The 22,441-nt window shown below is 39.7% G+C and carries 18 protein-coding genes; 6 read left to right on the top strand and 12 right to left on the bottom strand.

The window, feature by feature from the left end; genetic code table 11:
• Positions 1 to 21 precede the first annotated feature (21 nt).
• From ABIB40_RS12065 to ABIB40_RS12050, 4 genes are all read left to right on the top strand, one after another.
• Complete coding sequence (locus tag ABIB40_RS12065; RefSeq protein ID WP_354359374.1) at positions 22 to 1,626, top strand: SusD/RagB family nutrient-binding outer membrane lipoprotein; 1,605 nt, start codon at positions 22 to 24, stop codon at positions 1,624 to 1,626.
• Between the two features lie 15 nt (positions 1,627 to 1,641).
• A complete protein-coding gene (locus ABIB40_RS12060) occupies positions 1,642 to 2,625 on the top strand; it encodes a glycosyl hydrolase family 18 protein (RefSeq protein ID WP_354359372.1) in 984 nt (327 codons plus the stop codon).
• Positions 2,626 to 2,649: 24 nt separating this feature from the next.
• Entirely contained in the window at positions 2,650 to 3,996 is a 1,347-nt protein-coding gene (locus ABIB40_RS12055) for a glycosyl hydrolase family 18 protein (RefSeq protein WP_354359370.1), read from the top strand.
• Between the two features lie 131 nt (positions 3,997 to 4,127).
• Positions 4,128 to 4,907 (top strand): glycoside hydrolase family 16 protein, encoded by a 780-nt coding sequence (locus tag ABIB40_RS12050; protein ID WP_354359368.1) that lies wholly within the window; start codon positions 4,128 to 4,130, stop codon positions 4,905 to 4,907.
• Between the two features lie 109 nt (positions 4,908 to 5,016).
• Here the strand turns inward: ABIB40_RS12050 and aspS are convergent, their stop codons facing one another.
• Entirely contained in the window at positions 5,017 to 6,762 is a 1,746-nt protein-coding gene (gene aspS / locus ABIB40_RS12045; protein ID WP_354359367.1) for an aspartate--tRNA ligase, read from the bottom strand.
• Positions 6,763 to 7,684: 922 nt separating this feature from the next.
• Positions 7,685 to 9,613: a glucosamine-6-phosphate deaminase gene (locus tag ABIB40_RS12040; RefSeq protein WP_354359365.1), complete on the bottom strand. Its 1,929-nt coding sequence runs from the start codon at positions 9,611 to 9,613 to the stop codon at positions 7,685 to 7,687.
• A gap of 136 nt (positions 9,614 to 9,749) precedes the next feature.
• Between ABIB40_RS12040 and ABIB40_RS12035 the strand changes: the two genes are divergently transcribed.
• The gene (locus tag ABIB40_RS12035; RefSeq protein ID WP_354359363.1) at positions 9,750 to 10,940 is read left to right on the top strand and encodes an anhydro-N-acetylmuramic acid kinase; all 1,191 of its coding nucleotides are present in this window, start codon (positions 9,750 to 9,752) and stop codon (positions 10,938 to 10,940) included.
• Positions 10,941 to 11,083: 143 nt separating this feature from the next.
• Here the strand turns inward: ABIB40_RS12035 and ABIB40_RS12030 are convergent, their stop codons facing one another.
• The 5 genes from ABIB40_RS12030 to pruA form a co-directional block, all read right to left on the bottom strand.
• A complete protein-coding gene (locus ABIB40_RS12030; RefSeq protein ID WP_354359361.1) occupies positions 11,084 to 11,659 on the bottom strand; it encodes a TetR/AcrR family transcriptional regulator in 576 nt (191 codons plus the stop codon).
• A gap of 1 nt (position 11,660) precedes the next feature.
• Positions 11,661 to 12,077, bottom strand: a complete 417-nt coding sequence (locus tag ABIB40_RS12025; RefSeq protein ID WP_354359359.1) for a Rieske (2Fe-2S) protein — start codon at positions 12,075 to 12,077, stop codon at positions 11,661 to 11,663.
• On the bottom strand, positions 12,077 to 13,150 hold the full coding sequence (gene pheS / locus ABIB40_RS12020; RefSeq protein WP_354359357.1) for a phenylalanine--tRNA ligase subunit alpha: 1,074 nt from the start codon (positions 13,148 to 13,150) through the stop codon (positions 12,077 to 12,079). The genes ABIB40_RS12025 and pheS overlap by 1 nt, the downstream gene beginning before the upstream one ends.
• 436 nt (positions 13,151 to 13,586) lie before the next feature.
• On the bottom strand, positions 13,587 to 14,774 hold the full coding sequence (gene kbl / locus ABIB40_RS12015; protein WP_354359355.1) for a glycine C-acetyltransferase: 1,188 nt from the start codon (positions 14,772 to 14,774) through the stop codon (positions 13,587 to 13,589).
• 123 nt (positions 14,775 to 14,897) lie between these two features.
• Positions 14,898 to 16,532: an L-glutamate gamma-semialdehyde dehydrogenase gene (pruA, locus tag ABIB40_RS12010; protein ID WP_354359353.1), complete on the bottom strand. Its 1,635-nt coding sequence runs from the start codon at positions 16,530 to 16,532 to the stop codon at positions 14,898 to 14,900.
• Between the two features lie 780 nt (positions 16,533 to 17,312).
• Here pruA and ABIB40_RS12005 point away from each other — a divergent pair.
• Positions 17,313 to 17,525: a hypothetical protein gene (locus ABIB40_RS12005; protein ID WP_354359352.1), complete on the top strand. Its 213-nt coding sequence runs from the start codon at positions 17,313 to 17,315 to the stop codon at positions 17,523 to 17,525.
• A 67-nt stretch (positions 17,526 to 17,592) separates the two neighbouring features.
• On the opposite strand, the gene ABIB40_RS12000 is transcribed toward ABIB40_RS12005, so the two are convergent.
• The 5 genes from ABIB40_RS12000 to ABIB40_RS11980 form a co-directional block, all read right to left on the bottom strand.
• Complete coding sequence (locus tag ABIB40_RS12000) at positions 17,593 to 17,898, bottom strand: helix-turn-helix transcriptional regulator (RefSeq protein WP_354359350.1); 306 nt, start codon at positions 17,896 to 17,898, stop codon at positions 17,593 to 17,595.
• The gene (locus ABIB40_RS11995; RefSeq protein ID WP_354359348.1) at positions 17,898 to 18,245 is read right to left on the bottom strand and encodes a type II toxin-antitoxin system RelE/ParE family toxin; all 348 of its coding nucleotides are present in this window, start codon (positions 18,243 to 18,245) and stop codon (positions 17,898 to 17,900) included. The genes ABIB40_RS12000 and ABIB40_RS11995 overlap by 1 nt, the downstream gene beginning before the upstream one ends.
• Positions 18,246 to 18,497: 252 nt before the next feature.
• On the bottom strand, positions 18,498 to 19,280 hold the full coding sequence (locus tag ABIB40_RS11990) for a carboxylesterase family protein (RefSeq protein WP_354359346.1): 783 nt from the start codon (positions 19,278 to 19,280) through the stop codon (positions 18,498 to 18,500).
• 20 nt (positions 19,281 to 19,300) lie between these two features.
• Entirely contained in the window at positions 19,301 to 21,592 is a 2,292-nt protein-coding gene (gene bglX / locus ABIB40_RS11985; RefSeq protein WP_354359344.1) for a beta-glucosidase BglX, read from the bottom strand.
• A gap of 19 nt (positions 21,593 to 21,611) precedes the next feature.
• Positions 21,612 to 22,271: a GDSL-type esterase/lipase family protein gene (locus tag ABIB40_RS11980; RefSeq protein WP_354359342.1), complete on the bottom strand. Its 660-nt coding sequence runs from the start codon at positions 22,269 to 22,271 to the stop codon at positions 21,612 to 21,614.
• Between the last annotated feature and the right edge of the window lie 170 nt (positions 22,272 to 22,441).

Raw genomic sequence — 22,441 nt, 5'->3', positions numbered from 1 at the left:
ATTATTTTAAAAGACAACATCATGAAAAAAGACATAAACAAACTGATACTTATTTTTCTCGGCCTTACCTTAACATTGGGCTCTTGTAAGAAGTTCGGCGATACCAATATAGATCCCACAAGGTCCGCAAACATAGATCCTGCGATCCAGTTATCTACTGTGCAACTGCGCTTCTCTGGAGATTTAAACGTGAATGAAAGAACAAGCTTTTTAATGACTTTACCCTTGGTACAGCAAATAGCAGGTTCTTATAGCAACCGTTGGGGTGGAATTTATTTTAAAAATCCAGGCGCAATGGGTGCTTTATGGAATGATTCCTATCCAAACGATATTGTAAATATTATAGATGCCGTAAACAGAACTAACGGAGTAGAAAATAAAACCAACTTAAATGCAATGTGCAGAATTATGAAGGTTTATGTCTTCGATAGATTAACAGATTTATACGGTGATCTTCCGTATAGTGAAGCTGGTCTGGGCGTAAATGCCAAATTTGACAAACAACAAGATGTTTACGACGACTTTTTTAAAGAACTTTCTGCTGCTTCTGCTCAATTAAATCCATCAAAAGATGTAGTTAAGGGAGATTTGTTTTACAATGGAAACATTGCTGCCTGGAAAAAATTTGCCAATTCTCTTCATTTGCGTTTAGCCATGAGGTTGGTAAAAGTAGACCCTGCGAAAGCGCAAAAAGAAGCGCAAGCCGCCTTTGATGCTGGTGTTTTTGCCTCTAACGCAGACATTTGCAAGTTGCAACACGAAGATATTAGAAATCCCTACGAAGGGGCTGGTCAAGGAAATATAAAGGGTAACGCGGTGTCTGCATCGTTTTTTAATGGCGGCGCTGTTCCAGGTCGCTTTACAACCGTTTTTATAGACCAGTTAAGAAGTACTAATGATCCCAGGCTTAAATATATGGCAAGATACTATATAGATAATTCTGCTAGCGTACCGAAAGACCGCACGGATATTACCGATCAAATAGTGCCTTTGCAGGGCTATGTTGGTGTTAAACCAGGAAGTTACATTTATGATGCCCCGTATTTGAATGCTGTAACTATAACTTTGCCGGGAGGAACTACTGTTTCAGCCACCAATAACGACGAAAAAGTACAACTTGCAAATTTTTTACTAAGATTTAATGCGCCTTTCTTACATCAAACTTATGCCGAAGTAGAGTTTTTACTGGCCGAAGCAACCGTTAGATTTGGTGCAACTTTTGGCGGAAGCGCAAGTGCCCATTATGCAAAAGGGCTCGAGGCCGCGTGCAAGCAATTAAATCTTTTTCCAGATGGGCCAAGCATCCCACAATCAGAAATAGACCAATTTATCCAAGCAAACCAATTAACGCCAGGCAGAGAGATAGAACTGATAAACAACCAAATGTGGGTTACGCTTCTACTAAACGGACCAGAAGCTTACGCCAACTGGAGAAGAACTGGTTATCCTGCTTTAACTCCAGCTGTGGGCGTTTCAGAAACTGGAGAGAGCACTACTATCCCAAGAAGGTTCGAATATCCCTACACAGAGGAAGAGCAAAACAAAGCAAATTTCGATGTTGCGTTACAACGGATGGGCGGAGTTGATAGCTGGAATGGACGCGTTTGGTGGGATGTTGCCAAATAAGCTTAAATAAAATCAATGAGAAAGATACACACTTCATTCGTTATTTTGTTATTGTCGCTTTTTGCGCTTCATGTTAATGCTGCCAACTATATTGGAGCTGTAACAAAGAATAAAAAACCACCTTTTAGAGTGGTTGGATATGTAATGTCTCATGGAAATTTAGATACAGCGTCTTCAAAAGTAAATTTTAAGCAGATTACACATTTGAATGTCGCCTTCCTTAATCCAGATTCTTTGGGGAATTTAACGGCACCGATAGGCTTAAATTCACTGATAGAAAAAGCACATGCCGAAAACGTTAAGGTGCTATTTTCATTTGGCGGAGGGAACCCACCAGTATTTCTCAAAAAGCTGTTACAATCTAATAACCGTGAGCTATGGGTAACCAATATGTTGGCTTTCGCCGATGAATACCGGTTTGATGGAATTGACGTAGATTTGGAAGGCGACTTTATCGATAGCAATTACGATGCGTTGATAAATAGTCTATCGAGCGCACTCAAACCAAATAAAAAGCTTTTAACTGCTGCTGTAGCCACTTGGAACGGCCACACCATTTCTGATGAGGCACTTTCTTTGTTCGATTTTATAAACGTAATGGCTTATGACCATACCGGGCCATGGAACAAAAGCAACCCAGGTCAGCATTCATCATACAAAGATGCTGTTGCCGATTTCGACTATTGGAATACCGAAAGAGGCATTTCTGCAGACAGATTAATACTCGGCCTACCCTATTATGGTTATGGATTTGGAGCTAGCATACCAGCTAGCCTTACTTATAGCGATATTTTGGCACGCTACCCAGATGCAGCCAAAACAGACAGCGTCACTATTGCAGACCAAGGAACTATTTATTACAACGGCGTTTCTACCATTACAAAAAAAGTAAAGTTTGTAGTAAAAAAACACGGCGGCGGTGTGATGATATGGCAGCTGCTTGGCGATGCCCAAGGCGACAATTCATTGCTGACAATAATTAATAATATTAAAAAATAAGTTATTTACCATAAGAATATTCACATGAAAAAATTATCCTATTTCTTATTTACAAGCCTAATCATCTGCGCCATTAGCAGCTGCAAAAAAGGCCAAGAAGCGCAGGTAGATGACAATTTTCATCCCCGCATTTTTGATACAAAAGGTGTTTTTAGAGCGCCGTCTATCATTATAAACCAAGGACAGTCTGCCACCTACAGTGGCCTTACCTTCTCGCCAAAACCAGAAGAAAAATCTAAAATAATGTGGACAGTAGATGGCAAAGAAGTATCTACAGATACTGCCTATACTTTTACCCCAACCGCAGGCGGCGAATATCAAATAAAACTTGAGGCAAGCTACAACGGTCTTGTTTCCACACGCATATCCAAAGTGTTGGTAAGTCCAAGCACTTATACACCAAAACCATACACCAACGTGGTGATGGCTTATTTATCAGAAAACGGAACCGCAGCAAATATAGATTGGACAAAAGTGACCCACGTTGCCATTAATGGTGCTAAGGTAATTTCGCCAACTTCTATAGATTTTTCTAAAGCCAATTTTAACCAGAATATAGACGAGTTGGTTGCCCGCGGCCATATTAACGGCGTGCCTGTTTTATTAGGTGTTTCTGGACGGTTATCTGGTGTAGACGGTTGGGGATTGTACAACAGTACCGATTTCGGCCTTTCTATAACAAATTCAAGTAACCGGGCATCAATTATTGCATTACTAAAGGCTTATGTAGTTGCAAGAAAATTAGATGGGATAGATATAATGATGACCGATTTGGGAAATGACTCTTATGCTGTTTCTGCTCAAATGGTAAATTCTGTAGCGCCGTTTCTTAACGAGCTTAAAGCTGCATTGCCCACTGGTTCTCTTGTTACTGCTACTGTAACGACAAATTATTTGCATTGGGAATACGGCAGCTTGAGCGAAGCCGATTGGCTCAACGTGCACACTTTTGAAAATGGTACTGTGTTTCCAGGCTCTGCATTGGCACAGCAGTCTTCTTACAGTTATTTTATAGATGCTTCAAATATCTGGAAGGTAACTAAAGGCTACCCGGCAAATAAATTGGTTTTAGGAATTCCCGCATTTGGCATAGTTTACAACGCTTTAGATGCCAATGGCAATAATCTAAGTTATGGGTCGTATGGGTATTTGCCTTATAAAGACATCGTTGCAGCAGATGCTTCTGCGCCGCAAAACGAGTTTACGGCTACAATAGCAAAGGGTGTTTATTACAATGGGATTCCGCTGGTTACAAAAAAAGCTCAATACATTAAAGACAATGGCTTTAAAGGCGCATACATTTGGGCAGAAGATTATGATGTGACAGGCCCTAACTCCTTGTTAGATAAAGTGAGCACAATTTTAAAGTAGAATTTTCTACTTGGTTATTAAGCATAGCTTAGTAGATAAAATTTATGACTTATTGCCAAAAAGTAAATATAGAACGATAAACAGCTAAAAAATGTTTATCGTTCTTTTTTAAACAGCGCAAATATATCTTTATGAAACAATTATTCTACGTTCTTATTTGTCTGCCGATTTTAGCATCGTGTGCTAAGAAAATTGTAAATCCAAAGAAAGACAAAACTCCAATTTCGGCTTTACAATATGGTAATTTGGTTGATACGATAAGTTTTTCTGGTTATACTTGGCGCGTAAGAAAGCCCAGCAATGCGCAAGGTCCTGGCCCAAATTATTGGAGTGGCGCAAATGTTTGGGTAGATGAGAAAGGATGGCTTCACCTGTTAATCAAGAAAAATGAAACGACAAACCGTTGGGAATGCGCCGAGGTTTCGACCTTAAGAAAATTGGGTTACGGCAACTACCAATGGCAAGTGGAAGGTGCATTGAGTACGCTAGATAAGAATGTAGTTCTCGGCTTGTTCAATTATTCTGGTAACGATAGGTTTGACGAGATGGATATCGAAATTGCACGATGGGGCAATAGCAGTTACCCGAATCTAAACTATACCATTTATCCGCAAACAGGTAAAACAGACGCCAAACCGGCAAGCTATGTACAAGAATTTTCTATAAGTGATACAAAAACTACACATAGATTTATAAGAACAGCCACAGAAATTACGCTAAAAAGCTTAAAAGGATTTAATGATGATGATACTGGCTTATTCGCATCGAAAACTTTTGGTACCGCAGATGTACCGGTAAGTTCTCTGGAGATGCCCGTATTTATCAATTTGTGGCTATTCGATGGCCACGCCCCAACTGATGGAAAAAGTGTTGAAGTGGTTATTAAAGGCTTTAAATTTTCTCCAAATTGAGGAAGATCATCTATCTAAAAAAGCAGCGTTTTAAATCCATAAAAAAATGTCTAGTTAAAAAATTAATTTTTTAACTAGACATTTTTAGAACTACTGCCATTTTATAGTCCTATAGCTGTACCCTTATACTCAACTCCTTCAACTGTTTATCGTCGATGGTGCTTGGACTGTCTATCATTACGTCTCTGCCAGAGTTGTTTTTTGGGAAAGCAATTACATCTCTAATAGAATCTAAGCCGGCAAAAATAGAGGTTAGGCGATCGAAACCGAAAGCGATGCCACCATGTGGAGGTGCGCCAAACTCAAAAGCATCCATTAAAAAACCAAACTGTTTCTGGGCTTCTTCTTTACTAAAACCCAAATGCTTAAACATCAATGCCTGTAAAGTTCTATCGTGAATACGGATGGAACCGCCTCCAATTTCTATCCCGTTTACCACCATATCGTAGGCATTTGCCCTAACTTCGCCCGGTTTGGTGTCTAATAACTTAATGTCTTCTGGTTTTGGCGAGGTAAATGGGTGGTGCATGGCATGGTAGCGCTCAGTTTCTTCATCCCACTCTAATAGCGGAAAATCCAATACCCATAAGGCAGAAAATGTATTTTTATCGCGCAAACCCAATTGGTTGCCCATTTCTAAACGCAACTCACTTAATTGCTTGCGTACTTTATCTTTTGAGCCGGCCATTACCAAAACTAAATCTCCTGGTTCGGTTTCAAAACCTGCACTCCAAACCCTTAGCTCTTCTTCATTATAGAATTTATCTACGGAAGATTTTAAAGTTCCATCGTCGTTATGGCGCATGTAAATTAAACCTGTTGCACCAATTTGCTGGCGCTTAACAAAATCTGTAAGTGCATCTAATTGCTTGCGCGTATAATGCGCGCAACCTTTAGCATTGATGCCTACTACAAGTTCTGCATTGTCAAATACAGGAAAACCTTTGCCTTTTACCCACCCTGTTAGTTCAAAAAACTGCATATCAAACCTGGTATCTGGCTTATCAGATCCATAAAAACGCATGGCATCTGCATACTGCATCCGCGGAACTTCTGGCAAATCGTAGTGGCGTACTTCTTTAAATAAGGTGCGAATTAAGCCTTCGAAAGTGTTTAGAATATCTTCTTGTTCTATAAAGCTCATCTCGCAGTCTATCTGCGTAAACTCTGGTTGTCTGTCTGCACGCAGATCTTCATCTCTAAAACACTTTACAATTTGAAAGTACCTGTCGAATCCAGAAACCATAAGCAACTGCTTAAATGTTTGAGGAGATTGAGGCAATGCATAAAATTGGCCTTCGTTCATTCTACTTGGCACCACAAAATCTCTTGCACCTTCTGGGGTAGATTTTATCAAAACTGGCGTTTCTACCTCTATAAAATCTAAGCCATCTAAATACCGGCGTACAGATTGTGCCATTTTATGGCGCAAAATGAGGTTATTGCGTACCGGACTTCGGCGCAGATCCAAATACCTATATTTCATCCGCAGCTCGTCGCCGCCGTCTGTTTCATCATCTATTAAAAATGGAGGTAGTTTGGCCGGATTTAAAATTTCTAACGCTGTAATTTTTATCTCTACATCACCTGTAGCCATTTTGGGGTTTTTATTGCTCCGTTCCACTACAGTTCCGCTGGCTTTTATAACAAACTCCCTACCTAAACTACGTGCCTTCTCGCAAAGCTCGCTATTATCGTCTGTGTTAAAAACGAGTTGCGTAATGCCATATCTATCACGGATATCGATAAAGGTCATTCCACCTAAATCTCTAGATTTTTGCACCCAACCACAAAGCACAACGCTTTCGCCTAAGTTTTTTATGGTTAATGCCCCACAAGTTACCGTCCTCAACATAAAATAATTTTTTATCTAAAAAATAATGCCGCAAAAATACCTATTTCCTTTTAAAGGCGAAAGCGGTTAAATCTAAAGCTTCAAAAAAACCTATAATAACTAAGGCAAATTGTTTGCATTATAGATTTCTTCAAAAAAACCACCCGCCTTGCAGCCCCTCAAACATGATTAACTTAACGGTTTCGTCATTTTGAAAATAGCAAAAAAATCTCACAACTCGGTAATAAATACTACGAGCAGTTCTTGTTTGTGAGACGCTTCGTACCTACCATTGACATTATTTATAATCAATTAATTACTTATCAAATAATTATACTATTATATGACTTCTATTACTGCTCCATTCAGCCTTCCAGAAAACAACATCCGACAGACCTAACGCTGTGCTAGCCGCAAGGACTTCAAAAATTTTTCTCGATAAAAATTTTACAAAAACCGAGCATTTTTCTGCGAGCTCACGAACACATTAATCAATAACGACCCTTGAATAAATTAAGGCTGGCACCTCTTTGGGTAAAAACTCGCCAAGCTGTTCAATACCGATGATTCGAGGCATTTCCCTAGGCCTATTCCCGCGCAAGGCTGCGAATCCTATTCGTAGCTGCAAAGTGTACGGCTTCTGCATGCAGCTTCTGGCGTTTTTCCCTCCAAACTGCTGCTAGGCCGGGACTAGTGAGCTGGCTATAAGGAGCTAAAATCAAAATGTAATTTATATTAAACCTCAACGACAGGGTTTCCTTAAGCTAATGACATTCGGGCATCCCTTTCAAAGGAGGGGAATTGCAGGTGCAGTAAAAGATATTAGCGGAAATCTCCCTTTTGTATAGCGGTGGTCGCAGACCAGGCGTTTAATTAGAGTATAAATTATTGATAATCAACTATTAATTGACTATCAATAATTTACTACTAGTTAAGCCAGTATTTATTCTTCTTCAAACTTCCATCTTACAAACGCTTCCATAGCTTCGTATTCTGCAAGCCCAAGTTCATCGTAGCCCTTTGCTGTTTCTCTATTGCGGTCTTCTGCACGCTGCCAAAATTCTCTCGAATCGTCTCCAGGGAAAACGGCCCTATCTTTTTGACTTTGATGCTTAAAAATAGCATACTTTTTTCGTTCCAGCTCTTTAGGGCTTAACGGAACTGCCATTTCGATCTCGTACATATCAAATTCTAACCATGCCCCCCTATACATCCACAACCAACAATCTTTAGCCCAATCTTCAGTTTTTCGCAAACGACTTAGTGCATCTAAAATGATGTTAAAACATACAATGTGGGTTCCATGTGGATCTTCAAAATCACCAGCTGCAAATATTTGCTGAGGTTTAACTTTCTGCAGCAGCTCCATAGTCAGTTCTACATCTTTAAAACTAACCGGATTTTTTTGATTTTTGCCCGTTTCATAAAAAGGCAAGGCCTGAAAATGGATATGGTCATCGTCTAAACCGCAATACCTCGCTCCAGCAATGGCTTCACCCTTTCTTATCAAACCCTTAACTGTCTGAATCTCTGGGGTGTCTACCTGATTTGGTTCTTTCTGCTGCATAAAAGTGCGCATGTTTTGGTAGATGTTTTTGAGTTCTCCACTATCCATGCCCATTTTAGTGGCAAAGTCTACATTAAACTCAACAAATCTCAAGGCATCGTCATCCCATACGGCAGTATTGCCAGAGGTTTGGTAAGCCACGTGTACATTGTGTTTTTGATCCACCAGCCTGATAAATGTGCCTCCCATAGAAATCACATCATCATCAGGATGCGGAGAAAATATGATGACATTTTTTTTGGCTGGCTCTGCGCGCTCTGGACGTTGCGAATCGTCTGCATTTGGCTTGCCGCCCGGCCAGCCAGTTATGGTGTGTTGTAATTTATTAAAAATATGGATATTAATATTGTAAACCGGCCCGTTTTCTGTGGCCAATTGCGCCATGCCATTGTTATTGTAATCGTCTTCGGTAAGTTTTAAAATAGGTTTCCTCAGTGTATTTGCGAGCCAAATAACGGCCTTCCGAATCATTATTTCAGTCCAAACACAATCTTTTACCAACCAAGGTGTATCGAACCGGGTAAGCATGGAAGCTGCTGGCTCGTCTAAAATAAACTCTACATGTTCTGAGAGCTGCAAATAAGTCGCGGGCACTTCTCCAGAAATTTCGCCTTCAACAGCCTTCTTGATAATTGATGCCTTTTTACGGTTCCAGGCCATCAAAATAATTTCGCGCGCTTTAAATATTGTGCCAATACCCATGGTTATTGCTTTGGTTGGCACAAAAGACTTACCTCCAAAATCTCTAGCGGCATCTCTACGGGTCAAATCATCTAGGGTTACCAAACGCGTACCAGAGTTGGGTGCCGAACCAGGTTCATTAAACCCTATATGTCCCGTACGGCCAATTCCCAAAATCTGAATATCCAATCCTCCGAGTTCTCCAATCATTTTTTCATATCCGATACAAAACGAAGGAATATCTTCCAAAGCTAACGTACCGTCAGGAATATGAATGTTTTCTTTTTTTATGTCTATATGATCGAAAAGGTGTTCGTTCATAAACCTTACGTAGCTTTGGGCAGCGCCAGGTTGCATGGGATAGTATTCATCCAAATTAAAGGTAATCACATTTGCAAAACCTAGCCCCTCTTCTTTATGAAGCCTTACAAGCTCCCCATAAACATCGATAGGGGTAACGCCGGTTGCCAAGCCTAAAATTGCAGGTAGGTTTTCGTTTTGCTTTTTTTTGATAAGTTCACTTATTCGTCGCGCAACATCGATTGAAGCAATTTTTTGGTTTTTGAATACAGTAACGGGAAGTTTTTCAAAACGTGTTTCCTCCAGTAAATTTAATCTGGCCATGGTTTTTAATTTTTGGTTAAATGAGTACGGAGCAGCAAAGATAGAAATAATTAACACACGCCAGTTCGAAAAAGCTGTTTTTTACACCTAGCTTTAAGCAATTTTTTAAAAATTCGATTGACAAAACTAAAATTACATGAACAATCAAATTAAAAACCTATACCAACGAGCCGATAAGCAAGAAAGGCTAATTATTGGCTTGATGAGCGGCACCTCTATGGATGGCCTAGATATTGCACTCTGCACGGTTAGAGGTTACGGTGTCGATACCGAAATTAGGGTTATTGAGTTTTGCACCGCAAGCTATGATGACGCTTTTAGAAAGCAAATAAAAGCCGTTTTTTCTAAAAAAAATGCAAATTTGGATTTGGTATGTTTGATGAACGAACATATTGCTAATGTACACGCTACGTTTATAAATGATGCTTTGGAAACGTGGGGTTATAAAGCTGCCGACATTGACTTTATTGCCAGCCATGGTCAAACTATTTTTCATGCGCCAAAATCTTTACACCGGTTATCAGGTTATCCCAACGGCACCTTACAAATTGGCGATGGAGACCACATTGCTTTCAAGACTGGCATAATCACTTTATCAGATTTTCGGCAAAAACACTTGGCGGCAGGTGGCGAAGGCGCACCGTTGGCCGTTTATGGCGATTACCTAATCTTTTCTAAAAAGGGCGAAAACAGGATTATGCTAAATATTGGAGGGATTGCAAACTTTACCTATTTGCCCGGCAATTCAAATGCTTCCGCTGTTTTTTCTACCGATGTTGGCCCCGGAAACACCTTAATGGATCAATACATGCAACAAAATTTTGGCAGGTTTTACGATAAAGATGCCACAATTTCATCTAGTGGAAACCCAAATCAAAAGCTTTTGTCGGCCTTATTAGGTCATGGCTTTTTTGAGTTAGATTTCCCAAAAACTACTGGCCCAGAACTCTTTAATTTAAACTACTTACATCAAGCACAAAAGCAATCCTCAACAGAAAAAATAAACAAGGAAGACGTCATGGCTACGCTTTGTCATTTTTCTGCAGACGGTATAGTAAACGCCATTAAGAAAAGTGTAAACAAAGAGAAAGAATTTTGGGTTTTTATGAGTGGTGGCGGAATACATAACCCTTTATTGACTGATCTATTAAGAAAAAACTTACCCAGGGCAAATTTTGACACCACAGCAGCGTTGGGCATTCAACCCGATGCCAAAGAAGCCGTGCTTTTTGCCATATTGGCTAACGAAACGCTTTGCGGTAAAAAAATTAGTTTTGGCAAGGGTGTACCATCTGTTTTCATGGGGAAAATAAGCCTGCCTACATAAATTAATAACAAGAAATTTTTACGCTGTCGGTGCTTGACAAAAAAAACGCAAGAATAAATAAGATACCAGAATTGAATCTCCACAAATAATCGCTTGATAAAAATCTATTTGTAAGCACCCAAACATTCTTAAAAAAATCTCTACTACAACGCAGCCTTAACCAAAAACGGCAAAATTTCTTTTTGAAAACTTACAAAGTTTTTTCGAACATCGGCATCACTAACCGAAGTAAAGGCGAAGGAGAAAACGATGCTTTTACTAGCCTTTAACAGGAATGCAAGCCCCTCTCGTCTGGATGGGTTGTTTTTAAAGTTGTCTAATTCCAAATAAGCGGCTAGTAGTAGCGCTTCTAACTGATCGGAGAGGTGTTTTAAAAACTCTTGCGAATTTGCGTTCTCTCGAACGAAATCCCAACCTATAAACTCGTTGCATACCGTAAAAGACAATCGACTGGTACGCATCACCAAAGCTTTTAGATGTTCCTCTTCATTTTTATAGGTCACTTTTTGATGCAAGATTTCATTAAGGTTTACATCCAAATAGTCCATTAAAATTTGGTCTAAAACCTGTTCTTTACTATCGAAATATTTATAGATGGTTGCCTTTGCAATACGTGCCTTTTTTGCAATTTCATTTACGCTGGTTTTATGGTAGCCATATTTTCTAAACAACTCTCTCGCTGCTTTTTTTACGGTTTCCTTAATTTTTTCGGCTTCCATTTTAATTTGTTACATGTAACACTATTCCTCCCGATATCGAAACGACGTACTGCTTTAAAGACCTGGTAGCGGGCGCTTTGCCCGGAGAACCATCCTCTAAGATAAATTTGGCGCCAGAACAGGGGTCTGTTGCAGTAAACAATCCCGAATCTAGAACCACAGCACATCTCTGTTGCGGATTTACACTACTCGTTCTATCATAAGCAACATACTTACCATCTATTCTTCTATAAATGATTAGTCCAGATATTCCGTAACCGTTGATAATGACAGCACTACCAACTCCATTTAGCGCGCTTAACCGAGGATCTGTTAGTGGAGAGCTAAAATTAACAGGTACATCTGGAATAAAGTTTTGCTCTTTCCCGCATCCGCCAAGCAGAAAAACACAGAGCAAAAAAACAAGACAATACCGCATTATATCAAGGCGGATTTATATTGCTTTAAAAACCGAAGATCGTTCTCTGAGAACAACCGCAAGTCTTTAATCTCGAACTTTAAATTTGCAATGCGCTCTATGCCCATTCCAAAAGCAAAGCCACTGTATTTTTTTGAATCTATATCACAATTTTCCAACACATTGGGATCTACCATTCCGCATCCTAAAATCTCTACCCAGCCACTATACTTACATAACGTACAACCTGCACCTTTACAAATGGTGCAAGATATGTCCATTTCGGCACTTGGCTCTGTAAACGGGAAATAAGAAGGACGGAAACGCACTTTAGTTCCCTCGCCATATAGCTCTTGCACAAAATAGAATAGGGTTTGTTTTAAATCGGCGAAAGAAACGTTTTCATCCACATACAAACCTTCTATTTGATGAAAAAAACAATGTGCCCGAGCAGATATTGCCTCATTTCTATAAACCCTACCCGGCATAATGGCTCTAAATGGCGGCTTTCCTTGCTCCATCATGCGTACTTGTACACTAGACGTGTGGGTTCGCAAAGCAATATCGCCTATAGCCTCTCCCCGTCCCTCTCCAGCAGAGCGGGAGGTTGTTGCCTTTTTAATAAAGAAAGTATCTTGCATATCTCTCGCAGGATGTTCTTCTGGAAAGTTTAAGGCAGAGAAATTATGCCAGTCGTCTTCTATTTCTGGACCTTCGGCAACTGTAAAGCCCAGTTTTGCAAAGATTTCTACAATTTCTCTACGTACAAGCGCAAGCGGATGCCGCGACCCAATCTCGAATCCTTCGCCAGGCAAGCTCAGGTCTAAATTTTCATCAGCGTTAGCGGCTTTTCCTTCAATAGCACTTTCTTTTAAAGTTTGATATTTGCTTTCTGCAAGTTGTTTAAACGTATTTAAAACCTTGCCTAAAGATTTTTTCTCATCAACAGAAGCCGTTTTAAATTCCTCAAAAACTTCTTTAATAATTCCTTTAGAACCTAAATATTTAATACGAAATTGCTCTAGTTCATCTGCCTTTTGCGTAACAAACTGATTTATTTCTTCTGTATATTTCTGAATTTTATCCTGTAGCATCGAGCCAAATATACGGCTATTTTGATTATTATTTTTTATTGGCCGAGTTCAAAAACGAGTTTTGGACAATTAATTGCAAGAAAATGAACCGACCCACGGTATTTTACCTTAAAGTTAACAAAGGCTTATTCCAAGCTAACAAAGTAAAATTTAAAGACTTCTTCTCTTTGAGGTTTTTGTGCAGTTTGCTTGTTGTTCTCTGTGGTTTAGTTTTCACCACAAAGCACATAGAGATTTTCACAAAGTTCACAGAGTCTGCGGGCTAAACGCAGTAGGTTGAAACCCACCGCTATGAGTTCGGCCGAAGCTACGCATCTTTTTAAAAGTAGAATGAGCGCCCTGTCTTTAATCTTTTCTCCTTATTCGTTGCTGAAACTTGCCTTTAACCTTAGACTCGGCCTTAATCTAAACCTCAGTCTCAATCTCAACCTCAACCTTATATCACTCCCAACTCTTTCCCCACTTTGGTAAACGCAGCTATGGCTTTATCTAAATGGTGGCGCTCGTGCCCAGCAGAAATTTGAACCCTAATTCTTGCTTTTTCTTTTGGAACCACAGGATAGAAAAATCCAATCACGTAAATACCTTCGTCAAGCATTTTCGCCGCAAAAGTTTGGGCAATTTTAGCATCGTACAGCATTACCGGCACAATTGGATGAAAGCCAGGCTTAATGTCGAAGCCAGCAGCAGTCATTTTTTTCCTGAAATATTTGGTGTTGGCTTCTAGTTTATCGCGCAAATCTGTGGTCTCGCTAAGCATATCTAACACCACGATAGATGCGCCTGCAATTGCGGGAGCTAAGGTATTCGAAAACAAATAAGGCCTAGAACGCTGACGGAGCATGGCCACAATTTCTTTTCGTGCCGAGGTAAAGCCACCAGAAGCTCCGCCCAAAGCTTTGCCCAAAGTTCCAGTAATGATGTCTACGCGATCCATAACCCCAAAATGCTCGTGCGTTCCTCGACCAGTTTTACCAATAAAACCGCTACAATGGCACTCGTCTATCATAACTAAAGCATCATATTTATCAGCGAGATCGCAAATTTTATCTAACGGAGCTATAGAACCATCCATAGAAAATGCACCATCGGTAACTATAATTCTGGTACGGCAATCTTTGGCAGCGATAAGTTGCTTTTCCAAATCTTCCATATTTGCATTTTTATATCGAAAACGTTGCGCCTTGCAAAGCCTCACACCATCTATAATCGAAGCGTGATTCAGTTCATCAGAAATAATAGCATCTTCTGCACCGAACAAAGGCTCGAAAACGCCACCATTTGCATCAAAAGCGGCTGCATATAAAATGGTATCTTCCATACCCAAAAACTCCGAGATTTTTGCCTCTAATTCTTTGTGTACATCTTGCGTACCACAAATAAATCGCACCGAAGATAAGCCATAGCCATGCTCGTCAATAGATTTTTTTGCTGCCTCTAATACTTTTGGATGAGAAGAAAGTCCGAGGTAATTGTTTGCACAAAAGTTAATTACATCTCCGCCATCTTGCACCTTAATATCGGCACCTTGCGGGGTAATAATTACACGTTCCTTTTTATATAGACCTGCGTTTTCTATGTCTTCTAACTCTTTTTGTAGAATGGGTTGTAGCGTTTTGTACATCTTTTTTTTATTTGGATGAAAATAAATTTGGGCGTTACACCCATAAAAAATTCTTCGCGCGAAAGCGAAAAAACCGCAAAAACTACCTTTATTAAGAAATTTCTGCGGTTTCTAATTATAAAATTAATCTTCTGCTAAAAACGGATAACGATAATCTGTTGGCGAATCGAACACTTCTTTAATGGTACGTGGCGAAACCCAACGCAACAAATTAATCATCGAACCAGCCTTATCATTTGTACCAGAACCTCTGGCACCACCAAATGGCTGTTGACCAACAACTGCTCCTGTACATTTATCGTTGATGTAAAAATTACCTGCTGCATTGCGTAATGCATGGCTTGCTTTTTCAATCGCATATCTATCTTGCGCAATTACCGCACCTGTTAAGGCATAAGGCGAAGTCGCATCAATCAACTCCAACACAGCGTCGAAATCTTTATCCTCATACACGTAAACCGTTAATACTGGGCCGAAAAGCTCTTCGCACATGGTGGTGTATTTTGGGTCGTCTGTAACCAAAACCGTAGGTTCTATAAAATAGCCTTTGCTCTTATCGTAATTGCCACCGGCAATAATTTCTACGCCTTTGTCTTTCTTGGCCGAATCGATATACTTCGCCAATTTATCAAAAGACCGTTCATCTATCACAGCGTTTATAAAATTGCCAAAATCTTCGGTGCCTCCCATTTTAAATGTCGCCAAATCTGCAACCATTTTTTCTTTTATGGCTGGCCATAAACTTTTTGCAATATACACCCTGCTAGCAGCAGAACATTTTTGCCCTTGGTATTCGAAAGCACCACGCACAATCGCGGTACTGGCAACATCCACCTGTGCAGAAGGATGAATAAGGATAAAATCTTTTCCACCTGTTTCGCCCACAATGCGTGGGTAAGATCTGTACTTATGAATGTTAGTTCCTATGGTCTTCCAAATTTCTTGAAATACTTTTGTAGAACCTGTAAAATGAATACCTGCAAAATCTTTATGGTTAAAAATTACATCACCGGTTTCTGGCCCGTCGGCATAAACCAAATTGATAACGCCATCTGGCACACCAGCTTCTGTAAAGATTTCCATCAAAACATTTGCAGCATAAATTTGGGTATCGGCAGGTTTCCAAACCACTACATTGCCCATCATAGCGGCAGAAGCTGGTAAATTGGCTGCAATGGCTGTAAAGTTAAAAGGAGTAAGCGCAAATACAAAACCCTCTAGCGGACGTTGCTCTACCCTATTCCACACACCACGCGGAGAAACTGGCGGCTGTTGTTTATAAATTTCGGCCATATAGCCTACATTGAAACGTAAAAAATCTATCAACTCGCACGCAGCATCAATTTCGGCCTGGAAAGCATTTTTGCTTTGCCCAAGCATGGTTGCAGCGTTTAATTTGTAACGGTATTTTCCAGCAACTAAATCGGCAGCTTTTAAAAATATTGCGGCTCTGTGTTCCCACGATAAATTTTCCCAATCACTTTTTGCCGCCAGTGCAGCTTCAATAGCTTGGTTAATGTGGGTTTTATCGCCAATACTGTATGTTCCCAGCACGTGTTTATGGTCGTGGGGCGGTGTTAACCTTCCCTTTTTCTCGGTGTAAACCTTTTTACCCGCAATATACATTGGAATATCTTGTTCTTGCGCGCGCGCCTCGGCGAGTGCGTCTTTTAACAACTCGCGCTCTTTGCTGCCAGGCGCATAATTTAAAATCGGTTCATTTATAGGTTCGGGTACATTAAAAAATCCTTTTAGCATAATTTTATCTTCTTTGTCTCTTTACAAATATAAAAGATTTGAGATAAAGCTTCTCTATCGTTCCGTAAAGAATATGATGAGGATTCGGAAACAGATTTAATATGGATGATTATTTGGGCGCTCGGGCACGCCATCCACTATATCTTTTCCCCCGCAGAAAAGCCGGGGAAAAAGGATGCCGTTCCTGTCGTTAGCGCGAATAGCAAGACGCCAAAAAACAGCTGCCAGAAAAAAGATATTGTCAACGTTGGCGTTTGGAATGTTTATAAAACCCATTGGCAATAGATTCGACCCCGCCAGGGTCGAACGATTCGCTTGGAACAATTCCTATAAACATGTAATCCTTTCTGGATTTTTTTTTGACGTAAAAAAACGCATGCTAGTTAAGGTTTAAGAAAACTATTTGGGCGCTCTGTCAATTGCCAAAGGTATCCCCGTGGGACAATCGTTAGCGCTCTTTCAACCGCCAACAAACAGCCGCCGGAGTAACAATAAGCTGGAATCAAAACGGTTCAAAGAGTTATAGAAAGATTTTTGAAAAAGGTGCGATAATTTTCTATTAACATCCCGCAAATAGTTAATCCCTTTAGGCTTTTTTGCGTTGAGATAACCCAACTATTAAACATGCCAAGAGTAAGCCAACCCATAAAAAAAACCTCTTATCAAAAACCCAACCTGTTAATAAGTATTGATGAACTAATCATCAAAATATCAAAAACACTAAATATATTAGCCAATTAATGTTAAGTTAAAATGATCAATTGATGTTTCGAAAAGCGAATGGAATTATTGAAAGGAACAGAAATAGTTCCCGCAGAGAAAGAAATCAGCGAACGTCAGCGTGATCAGCGGGACAAAAACAAAGGGTTAAAAATAGTTCCAGCAGAGAAAACAGGTTGCCGCAGAACAGAAATCAGCGAAGATCGTTTTGAAAATTTGTGCAGAAATGGCATTGCTTGCAAATCCATTTTCAGCCCTCACCAAATCAAATAACTTATGAAATAATGTAAACCACTGGCAGCCATTTTTGTATAAATTTGCTGTTAGCGGTTGGGCGTTTTTATGAGAACATTAAATTTATTCGTTTTCCAAGTCCAAACTCGAAAATTCTATAAAGAGTAGAAAGCTGAATGTCGCATTTTCCGTTTTCTAGTCGAGAAATATAACTTTTCTTAGTTCCAACTTTGTCAGCCAATTGTTCCTGCGTCATATTGGCTTCTTTCCGAGCTTCCTTCAACATCTCGCTAATTACAAAATATTGAGCTTTTTCTTCAAATGCGTCTCGTTTTTCAGCTCCGATTTTCCCGTATTTAATGTCTAATAACTCGTCAAAGTTTTTAGCATTTCTGATATTTTCTTTGTTCATTACTTTTTCTTTTTTGAGTTGAAGTATTCATTTTTTAATCTCAATGCCAAGTCGATTTCCTTTTTCGGCGTTTTTTGTGATTTCTTTTGAAAACAGTTAAATAGAACGACTAAATTTCCTTTGTCAAAACAGCAAAATATTCTGTAAATATTGCTTTCAAATTCAATTCGTATTTCATAAAGTCCGTCCGTTCCCTTCATGTGGTCGAAGAATTTTTTTGGAACATTTTGAACGGTTCTCACAATCTTAAAAACGTATTCAATTTTTTCTTGCACTTTCTCAGTCTGCTCCAAATAGAAGTCGTTGAAATAGTGTTTGTGAAAAATGATTTGTTTTTCAGAATTCATTTCGCAAAGTTAACTTAAAAGTTATCGATACGCAAGTTTTATGATTTTAAATTCCGGGTGTTAGTTTCGCTACGCTTACCGCTAACGGCGTAATTTGCGAGAGAAAAACAAACTGCTAAAGAAAGATTCCGCAGATAAAACAGATTTACGCAGAAAGAAATCGGCGAACATCAGCGCAATCTGCGGGATAAAAAAAACCAGTTAGAAAAATTACCCGCCAATAGCGCGGGTTGCCGCCGAGAATCCAACGTTCTACCTCCTATGCCCATACAACCAAGGCAAAAAACCTGGTTCTGCAAAGGCGCTATCCCAACTGTTGTGGTTTGCATTAGGATATATGGTTAGTTTTACTTCATCGCCTAAAACTTTTAATCGTTCTGCAGTGGCGACAGAAAAAGCCGGATCTACAACATCATCTTTCGCGCCATGGAAAATCCAAAGTGGAACGTGTTTGTATTTTTTAACGTTTGCCAAATTATCGCCACCACAAATGGCAAAAGCCGCGGCAAAGGTATGGCGTTTTCTTCGCAACATTTCATACGTGCCCATACCGCCCATAGATAAACCCCCAACATAAACTTGGCTTTTATCTACATAATCTCGATGTAGAAAATCTTTAACCACAGCCAAAAGTGCGTGCATGGCTTTGGTTGGTTTGCCATCTTTTTGAAAATTAAAAGTCCGCTTTCCGTTTTCCGTTACAATATTCACATCCGACCAATAATCGTTTGCTGGGCATTGTGGAAAAACCACAATAGACGGAAAAGCATTCCGCACGCTATCTTTTAAAAATTGCTTGCTGCCATGTACCAATTGACTTTCATTGTCGTTTCCGCGCTCGCCGCTGCCGTGTAAAAAGAATAAAATTGGATAGGTTTTGGCAGAATCAAAATCTTTTGGATACAGCACTCTCAAATTAAGCGTGTCTCCCTTTTTAGCAAACACCACTTTTTTAAACATCATGGTGTCTTGCGCAAAGCCATTGCTAGCGGCAACTGCAAACACTAAAAGTAAGCCTATTCTAATCCATTTCATCGCTTAAATTTTTCGATAACCTATTTTAACAACTTAAAATCAGCTTCTTTCACGTCCGATGAATTTGTTCCAATAAAAACCTTAAAATCTCCTGGCTCGGCTACATATTTTAAATCGGCATTGTAAAACTTTAAATCGTCCTCAGAGATTTTAAAGCTTACTTCCTTGGTTTCTCCTGGATTAAGGCTAATTTTCTGAAAACCTTTAAGCTCTTTTACAGGCCTAGTTGTGCTGCCAACAAGGTCTCTAATGTACATTTGCACTACTTCTTTGCCTACTACTTTTCCGGTATTGGTTAAGCTGACAGTTGCCGTAATCGTCTTTCCAGGATTCAAAGAGATATTGCTTAATTTAACCTCGCCATAGTTAAACGTGGTATAACTTAAACCAAAGCCAAACGGATATAGCGGATCATTGCTTACATCAAGGTAGTTGGATTTAAATTTAGAAAACCATCCGCCGGCAGGCAAAGGTCTACCTGTATTTTTATGGGCATAATAAATAGGGACTTGTCCAACATTTTGAGGAAAGGTAACTGGCAGTTTACCAGATGGATTTACATCGCCAAAAAGCACATCGCCTATGGCAGTAGTAGCTTCTGTACCTCCGAACCAAACGTTTAAAATGGCCGGAACTGTTTCGCTTTCTTCTTTTATGGCCAATGGGCGGCCCGTAAACAACACCAATACCACCGGCTTTCCTGTTTTCAACAAAGCGGCCAAAAGTCTTTTTTGCACTTCAGGAATATCAATATCTGTTCGGCTAGACGCCTCACCGCTCATCTCCGAAGATTCTCCTAAGGCAGCAACAATTACATCAGCTTTGCTGGCCACTTTCAACGCATCATTAATAACGTCTTGCTCTGGTCTATTGTCTCTAGGGATGTCGCGGCCAAACATGGTACTATTCTTTTGCAACACCGAATCGGCCGTTAAATTAGAACCCAAAGCATAAGTAACCTTTACATCTTTTCCTGCTACCTGCTCAATGCCTTCTACCAAAGTCGGCACGATATCCATATTGGCATTTACTGCCCAAGTACCAACCATATTTGGTTTGGTATTTCCGAGCGGACCGATGACAGCTATTGTACCTGTTTTCTTTAACGGAAGAATGTTGTTCTCGTTTTTTAACAACACAAAGGTTTGCGCTGCAGCATTTCGGGCAGCTTTTAAGTTGGCTTCCGTAGAAATTTCTGTCTTTGCACGCTCCTCGCTGCAATATTTAAATGGGTCTGCAAATAGACCAAGCTTGTATTTGGCTTCTAAAACTAAACGGCAGGCATTGTCTATCTGTGCCATGGTTACTTTGCCTTCGGCAATAGATTTTTTTAACGTGGTTAAATATCCTTCGCCAACCATATCCATATCTGTTCCGGCGACTAAAGCTCTTGCACTTACCTGTTGAAGATTGCCCAACCCGTGCGCACTTAATTCATTCACTCCGGTATAATCTGACACCACGAAGCCTGTAAAACCCCATTGCTTGCGCAGCACATCGGTTAACAACCATTTGTTTGCAGTTGCAGGAATTCCGTTAATGTCGTTAAAAGAGGCCATCACACTTCCAGCACCGGCATCAATGGCAGCTTTATAGGGTGGAAAGTAATCGTTGTACATCCTATCTTTGCTCATGTCAACGGTATTGTAATCGCGCCCAGCTTCTACAGCGCCATATAAAGCGAAGTGTTTTACACAAGCCATAATGGTGTTATTTTTTGATAAATCATCGCCCTGATAACCCTTAACCATTACTTTTGCTATTGCCGAGCCTAAAAATGGGTCTTCGCCACTTCCTTCTGAAATCCGTCCCCAACGCGCATCGCGTGCAATATCAACCATGGGAGAGAAAGTCCAGTTTAAACCGTCGGCGCTAGCTTCTTGCGCCGCAACTCTTGCCGTATTTTCTATCATTGGTAAATCCCAACTTGCGGCTAATGCCAAAGGAATTGGAAAAACGGTTTTATACCCATGGATTACATCTTGACCAAAAATCATTGGAATTTTTAGGCGACTTTTCATAGCGGCTTCTTGTGTTTTTCTAATTTTTTCTGGCGTGGTTAAGCTAAAAATACCTCCAACTTTGCCAGCAGCAATTTTCTGTTCTACATCTGTACTGACTGCTGAACCTGTTGTTGCTTCGCCACCGGTTAACAAATTTAATTGACCAATTTTTTCTTCTACCGTCATTTTAGACATTAAAGATTTTACAAATTGATCCATCTGACTAGATTTTGCGGTTGCCTTTTTTTGTGCGAAAACATTAAGATTTACGATGGTAAAAAGGATAAAAATTAATTTGAATAATTTCATTTCGAAAGTTTAGGGGGGTTTATTTTACTAAGAAAGGTGCAATGGCTTTAATCCAAATGTCGTAGCCTTTTTGGTTCATGTGGAGATTATCTTCTAAAAATATATCAGGCATCGGCTTTCCATTCGCGTTTAGCATATTGCTATAAACGTTAATAAAATCTGTTTTACTTTGCTTTGCCAAAAATATTTTGATTAATGCGTTTGCATGTAAAAATTCGGGCATAAATTGCGCTCTACTCGGACTTGGTTTTATCGAAATAAACTCGATTGGGACCTCTGGCATTTTCTTCCTGATGAGACCGAAGAGAATTTTAAACCTATCGGCAGTAATTTCTGCGCTGGCACCCTCGGCAATATCATTCTCACCGCTGTAAATAAAAATCTGTCTTGGTTGATAAGGAAAAATGATGTCATCGGCATAATAGATGGCGTTTAACAACTTAGAGCCGCCAAAACCTCTATTAATGGCATAATATTTTGCATAAACCTTTTCTAAATCTGTCCATTTACGTAAAGATGAGCTACCGATAAAAAGAATACCATCTTTTGCAGGCATTGCTGCTGCATCTTTGACTTTAAAAGCATTTATTTCATCTTGAAAGGGTGCTGAGGTTTTTTGTTGCGCATATATTGTTGTACTAAGAGCTGCGGTAATAAATAGTAAAAGAATTTTTTTCATGGTCGTTAAAAAAATCTATAAGTTTCTAATTTAGCTTATTTTTGATTACAGTCTTTTGCAAATAATCGTGAAGTTATACTTGTTAAAATTAACACTGTGAAAAGAAATTTCGCTTTCATTATTTAGTGATTAGAGATGGTTAAAAAAATTTATCTGCAGCAAAAAACGAA

The sequence above is a fragment of the Pedobacter sp. UYP30 genome, from assembly GCF_040547165.1.
In the GTDB taxonomy this organism is placed as follows: Bacteria; Bacteroidota; Bacteroidia; order Sphingobacteriales; family Sphingobacteriaceae; genus Pedobacter.
This window is presented reverse-complemented; position numbering and strand designations above follow the sequence as displayed.

Coding starts and splice junctions, on each gene's coding strand:
- bglX (WP_354359344.1), bottom strand. CDS start 21,592: ATGAAATTATTCAAATTAATTTTTATCCTTTTTACCATCGTAAATCTT.
- ABIB40_RS12040 (WP_354359365.1), bottom strand. CDS start 9,613: ATGGCCAGATTAAATTTACTGGAGGAAACACGTTTTGAAAAACTTCCC.
- ABIB40_RS12005 (WP_354359352.1), top strand. CDS start 17,313: ATGGAATTATTGAAAGGAACAGAAATAGTTCCCGCAGAGAAAGAAATC.
- aspS (WP_354359367.1), bottom strand. CDS start 6,762: ATGTTGAGGACGGTAACTTGTGGGGCATTAACCATAAAAAACTTAGGC.
- ABIB40_RS12065 (WP_354359374.1), top strand. CDS start 22: ATGAAAAAAGACATAAACAAACTGATACTTATTTTTCTCGGCCTTACC.
- ABIB40_RS12060 (WP_354359372.1), top strand. CDS start 1,642: ATGAGAAAGATACACACTTCATTCGTTATTTTGTTATTGTCGCTTTTT.
- ABIB40_RS12050 (WP_354359368.1), top strand. CDS start 4,128: ATGAAACAATTATTCTACGTTCTTATTTGTCTGCCGATTTTAGCATCG.
- pheS (WP_354359357.1), bottom strand. CDS start 13,150: ATGCTACAGGATAAAATTCAGAAATATACAGAAGAAATAAATCAGTTT.
- ABIB40_RS11995 (WP_354359348.1), bottom strand. CDS start 18,245: ATGAATTCTGAAAAACAAATCATTTTTCACAAACACTATTTCAACGAC.
- ABIB40_RS12055 (WP_354359370.1), top strand. CDS start 2,650: ATGAAAAAATTATCCTATTTCTTATTTACAAGCCTAATCATCTGCGCC.
- ABIB40_RS12025 (WP_354359359.1), bottom strand. CDS start 12,077: ATGCGGTATTGTCTTGTTTTTTTGCTCTGTGTTTTTCTGCTTGGCGGA.
- ABIB40_RS12030 (WP_354359361.1), bottom strand. CDS start 11,659: ATGGAAGCCGAAAAAATTAAGGAAACCGTAAAAAAAGCAGCGAGAGAG.
- pruA (WP_354359353.1), bottom strand. CDS start 16,532: ATGCTAAAAGGATTTTTTAATGTACCCGAACCTATAAATGAACCGATT.
- ABIB40_RS12000 (WP_354359350.1), bottom strand. CDS start 17,898: ATGAACAAAGAAAATATCAGAAATGCTAAAAACTTTGACGAGTTATTA.
- ABIB40_RS11990 (WP_354359346.1), bottom strand. CDS start 19,280: ATGAAATGGATTAGAATAGGCTTACTTTTAGTGTTTGCAGTTGCCGCT.
- ABIB40_RS12035 (WP_354359363.1), top strand. CDS start 9,750: ATGAACAATCAAATTAAAAACCTATACCAACGAGCCGATAAGCAAGAA.
- kbl (WP_354359355.1), bottom strand. CDS start 14,774: ATGTACAAAACGCTACAACCCATTCTACAAAAAGAGTTAGAAGACATA.
- ABIB40_RS11980 (WP_354359342.1), bottom strand. CDS start 22,271: ATGAAAAAAATTCTTTTACTATTTATTACCGCAGCTCTTAGTACAACA.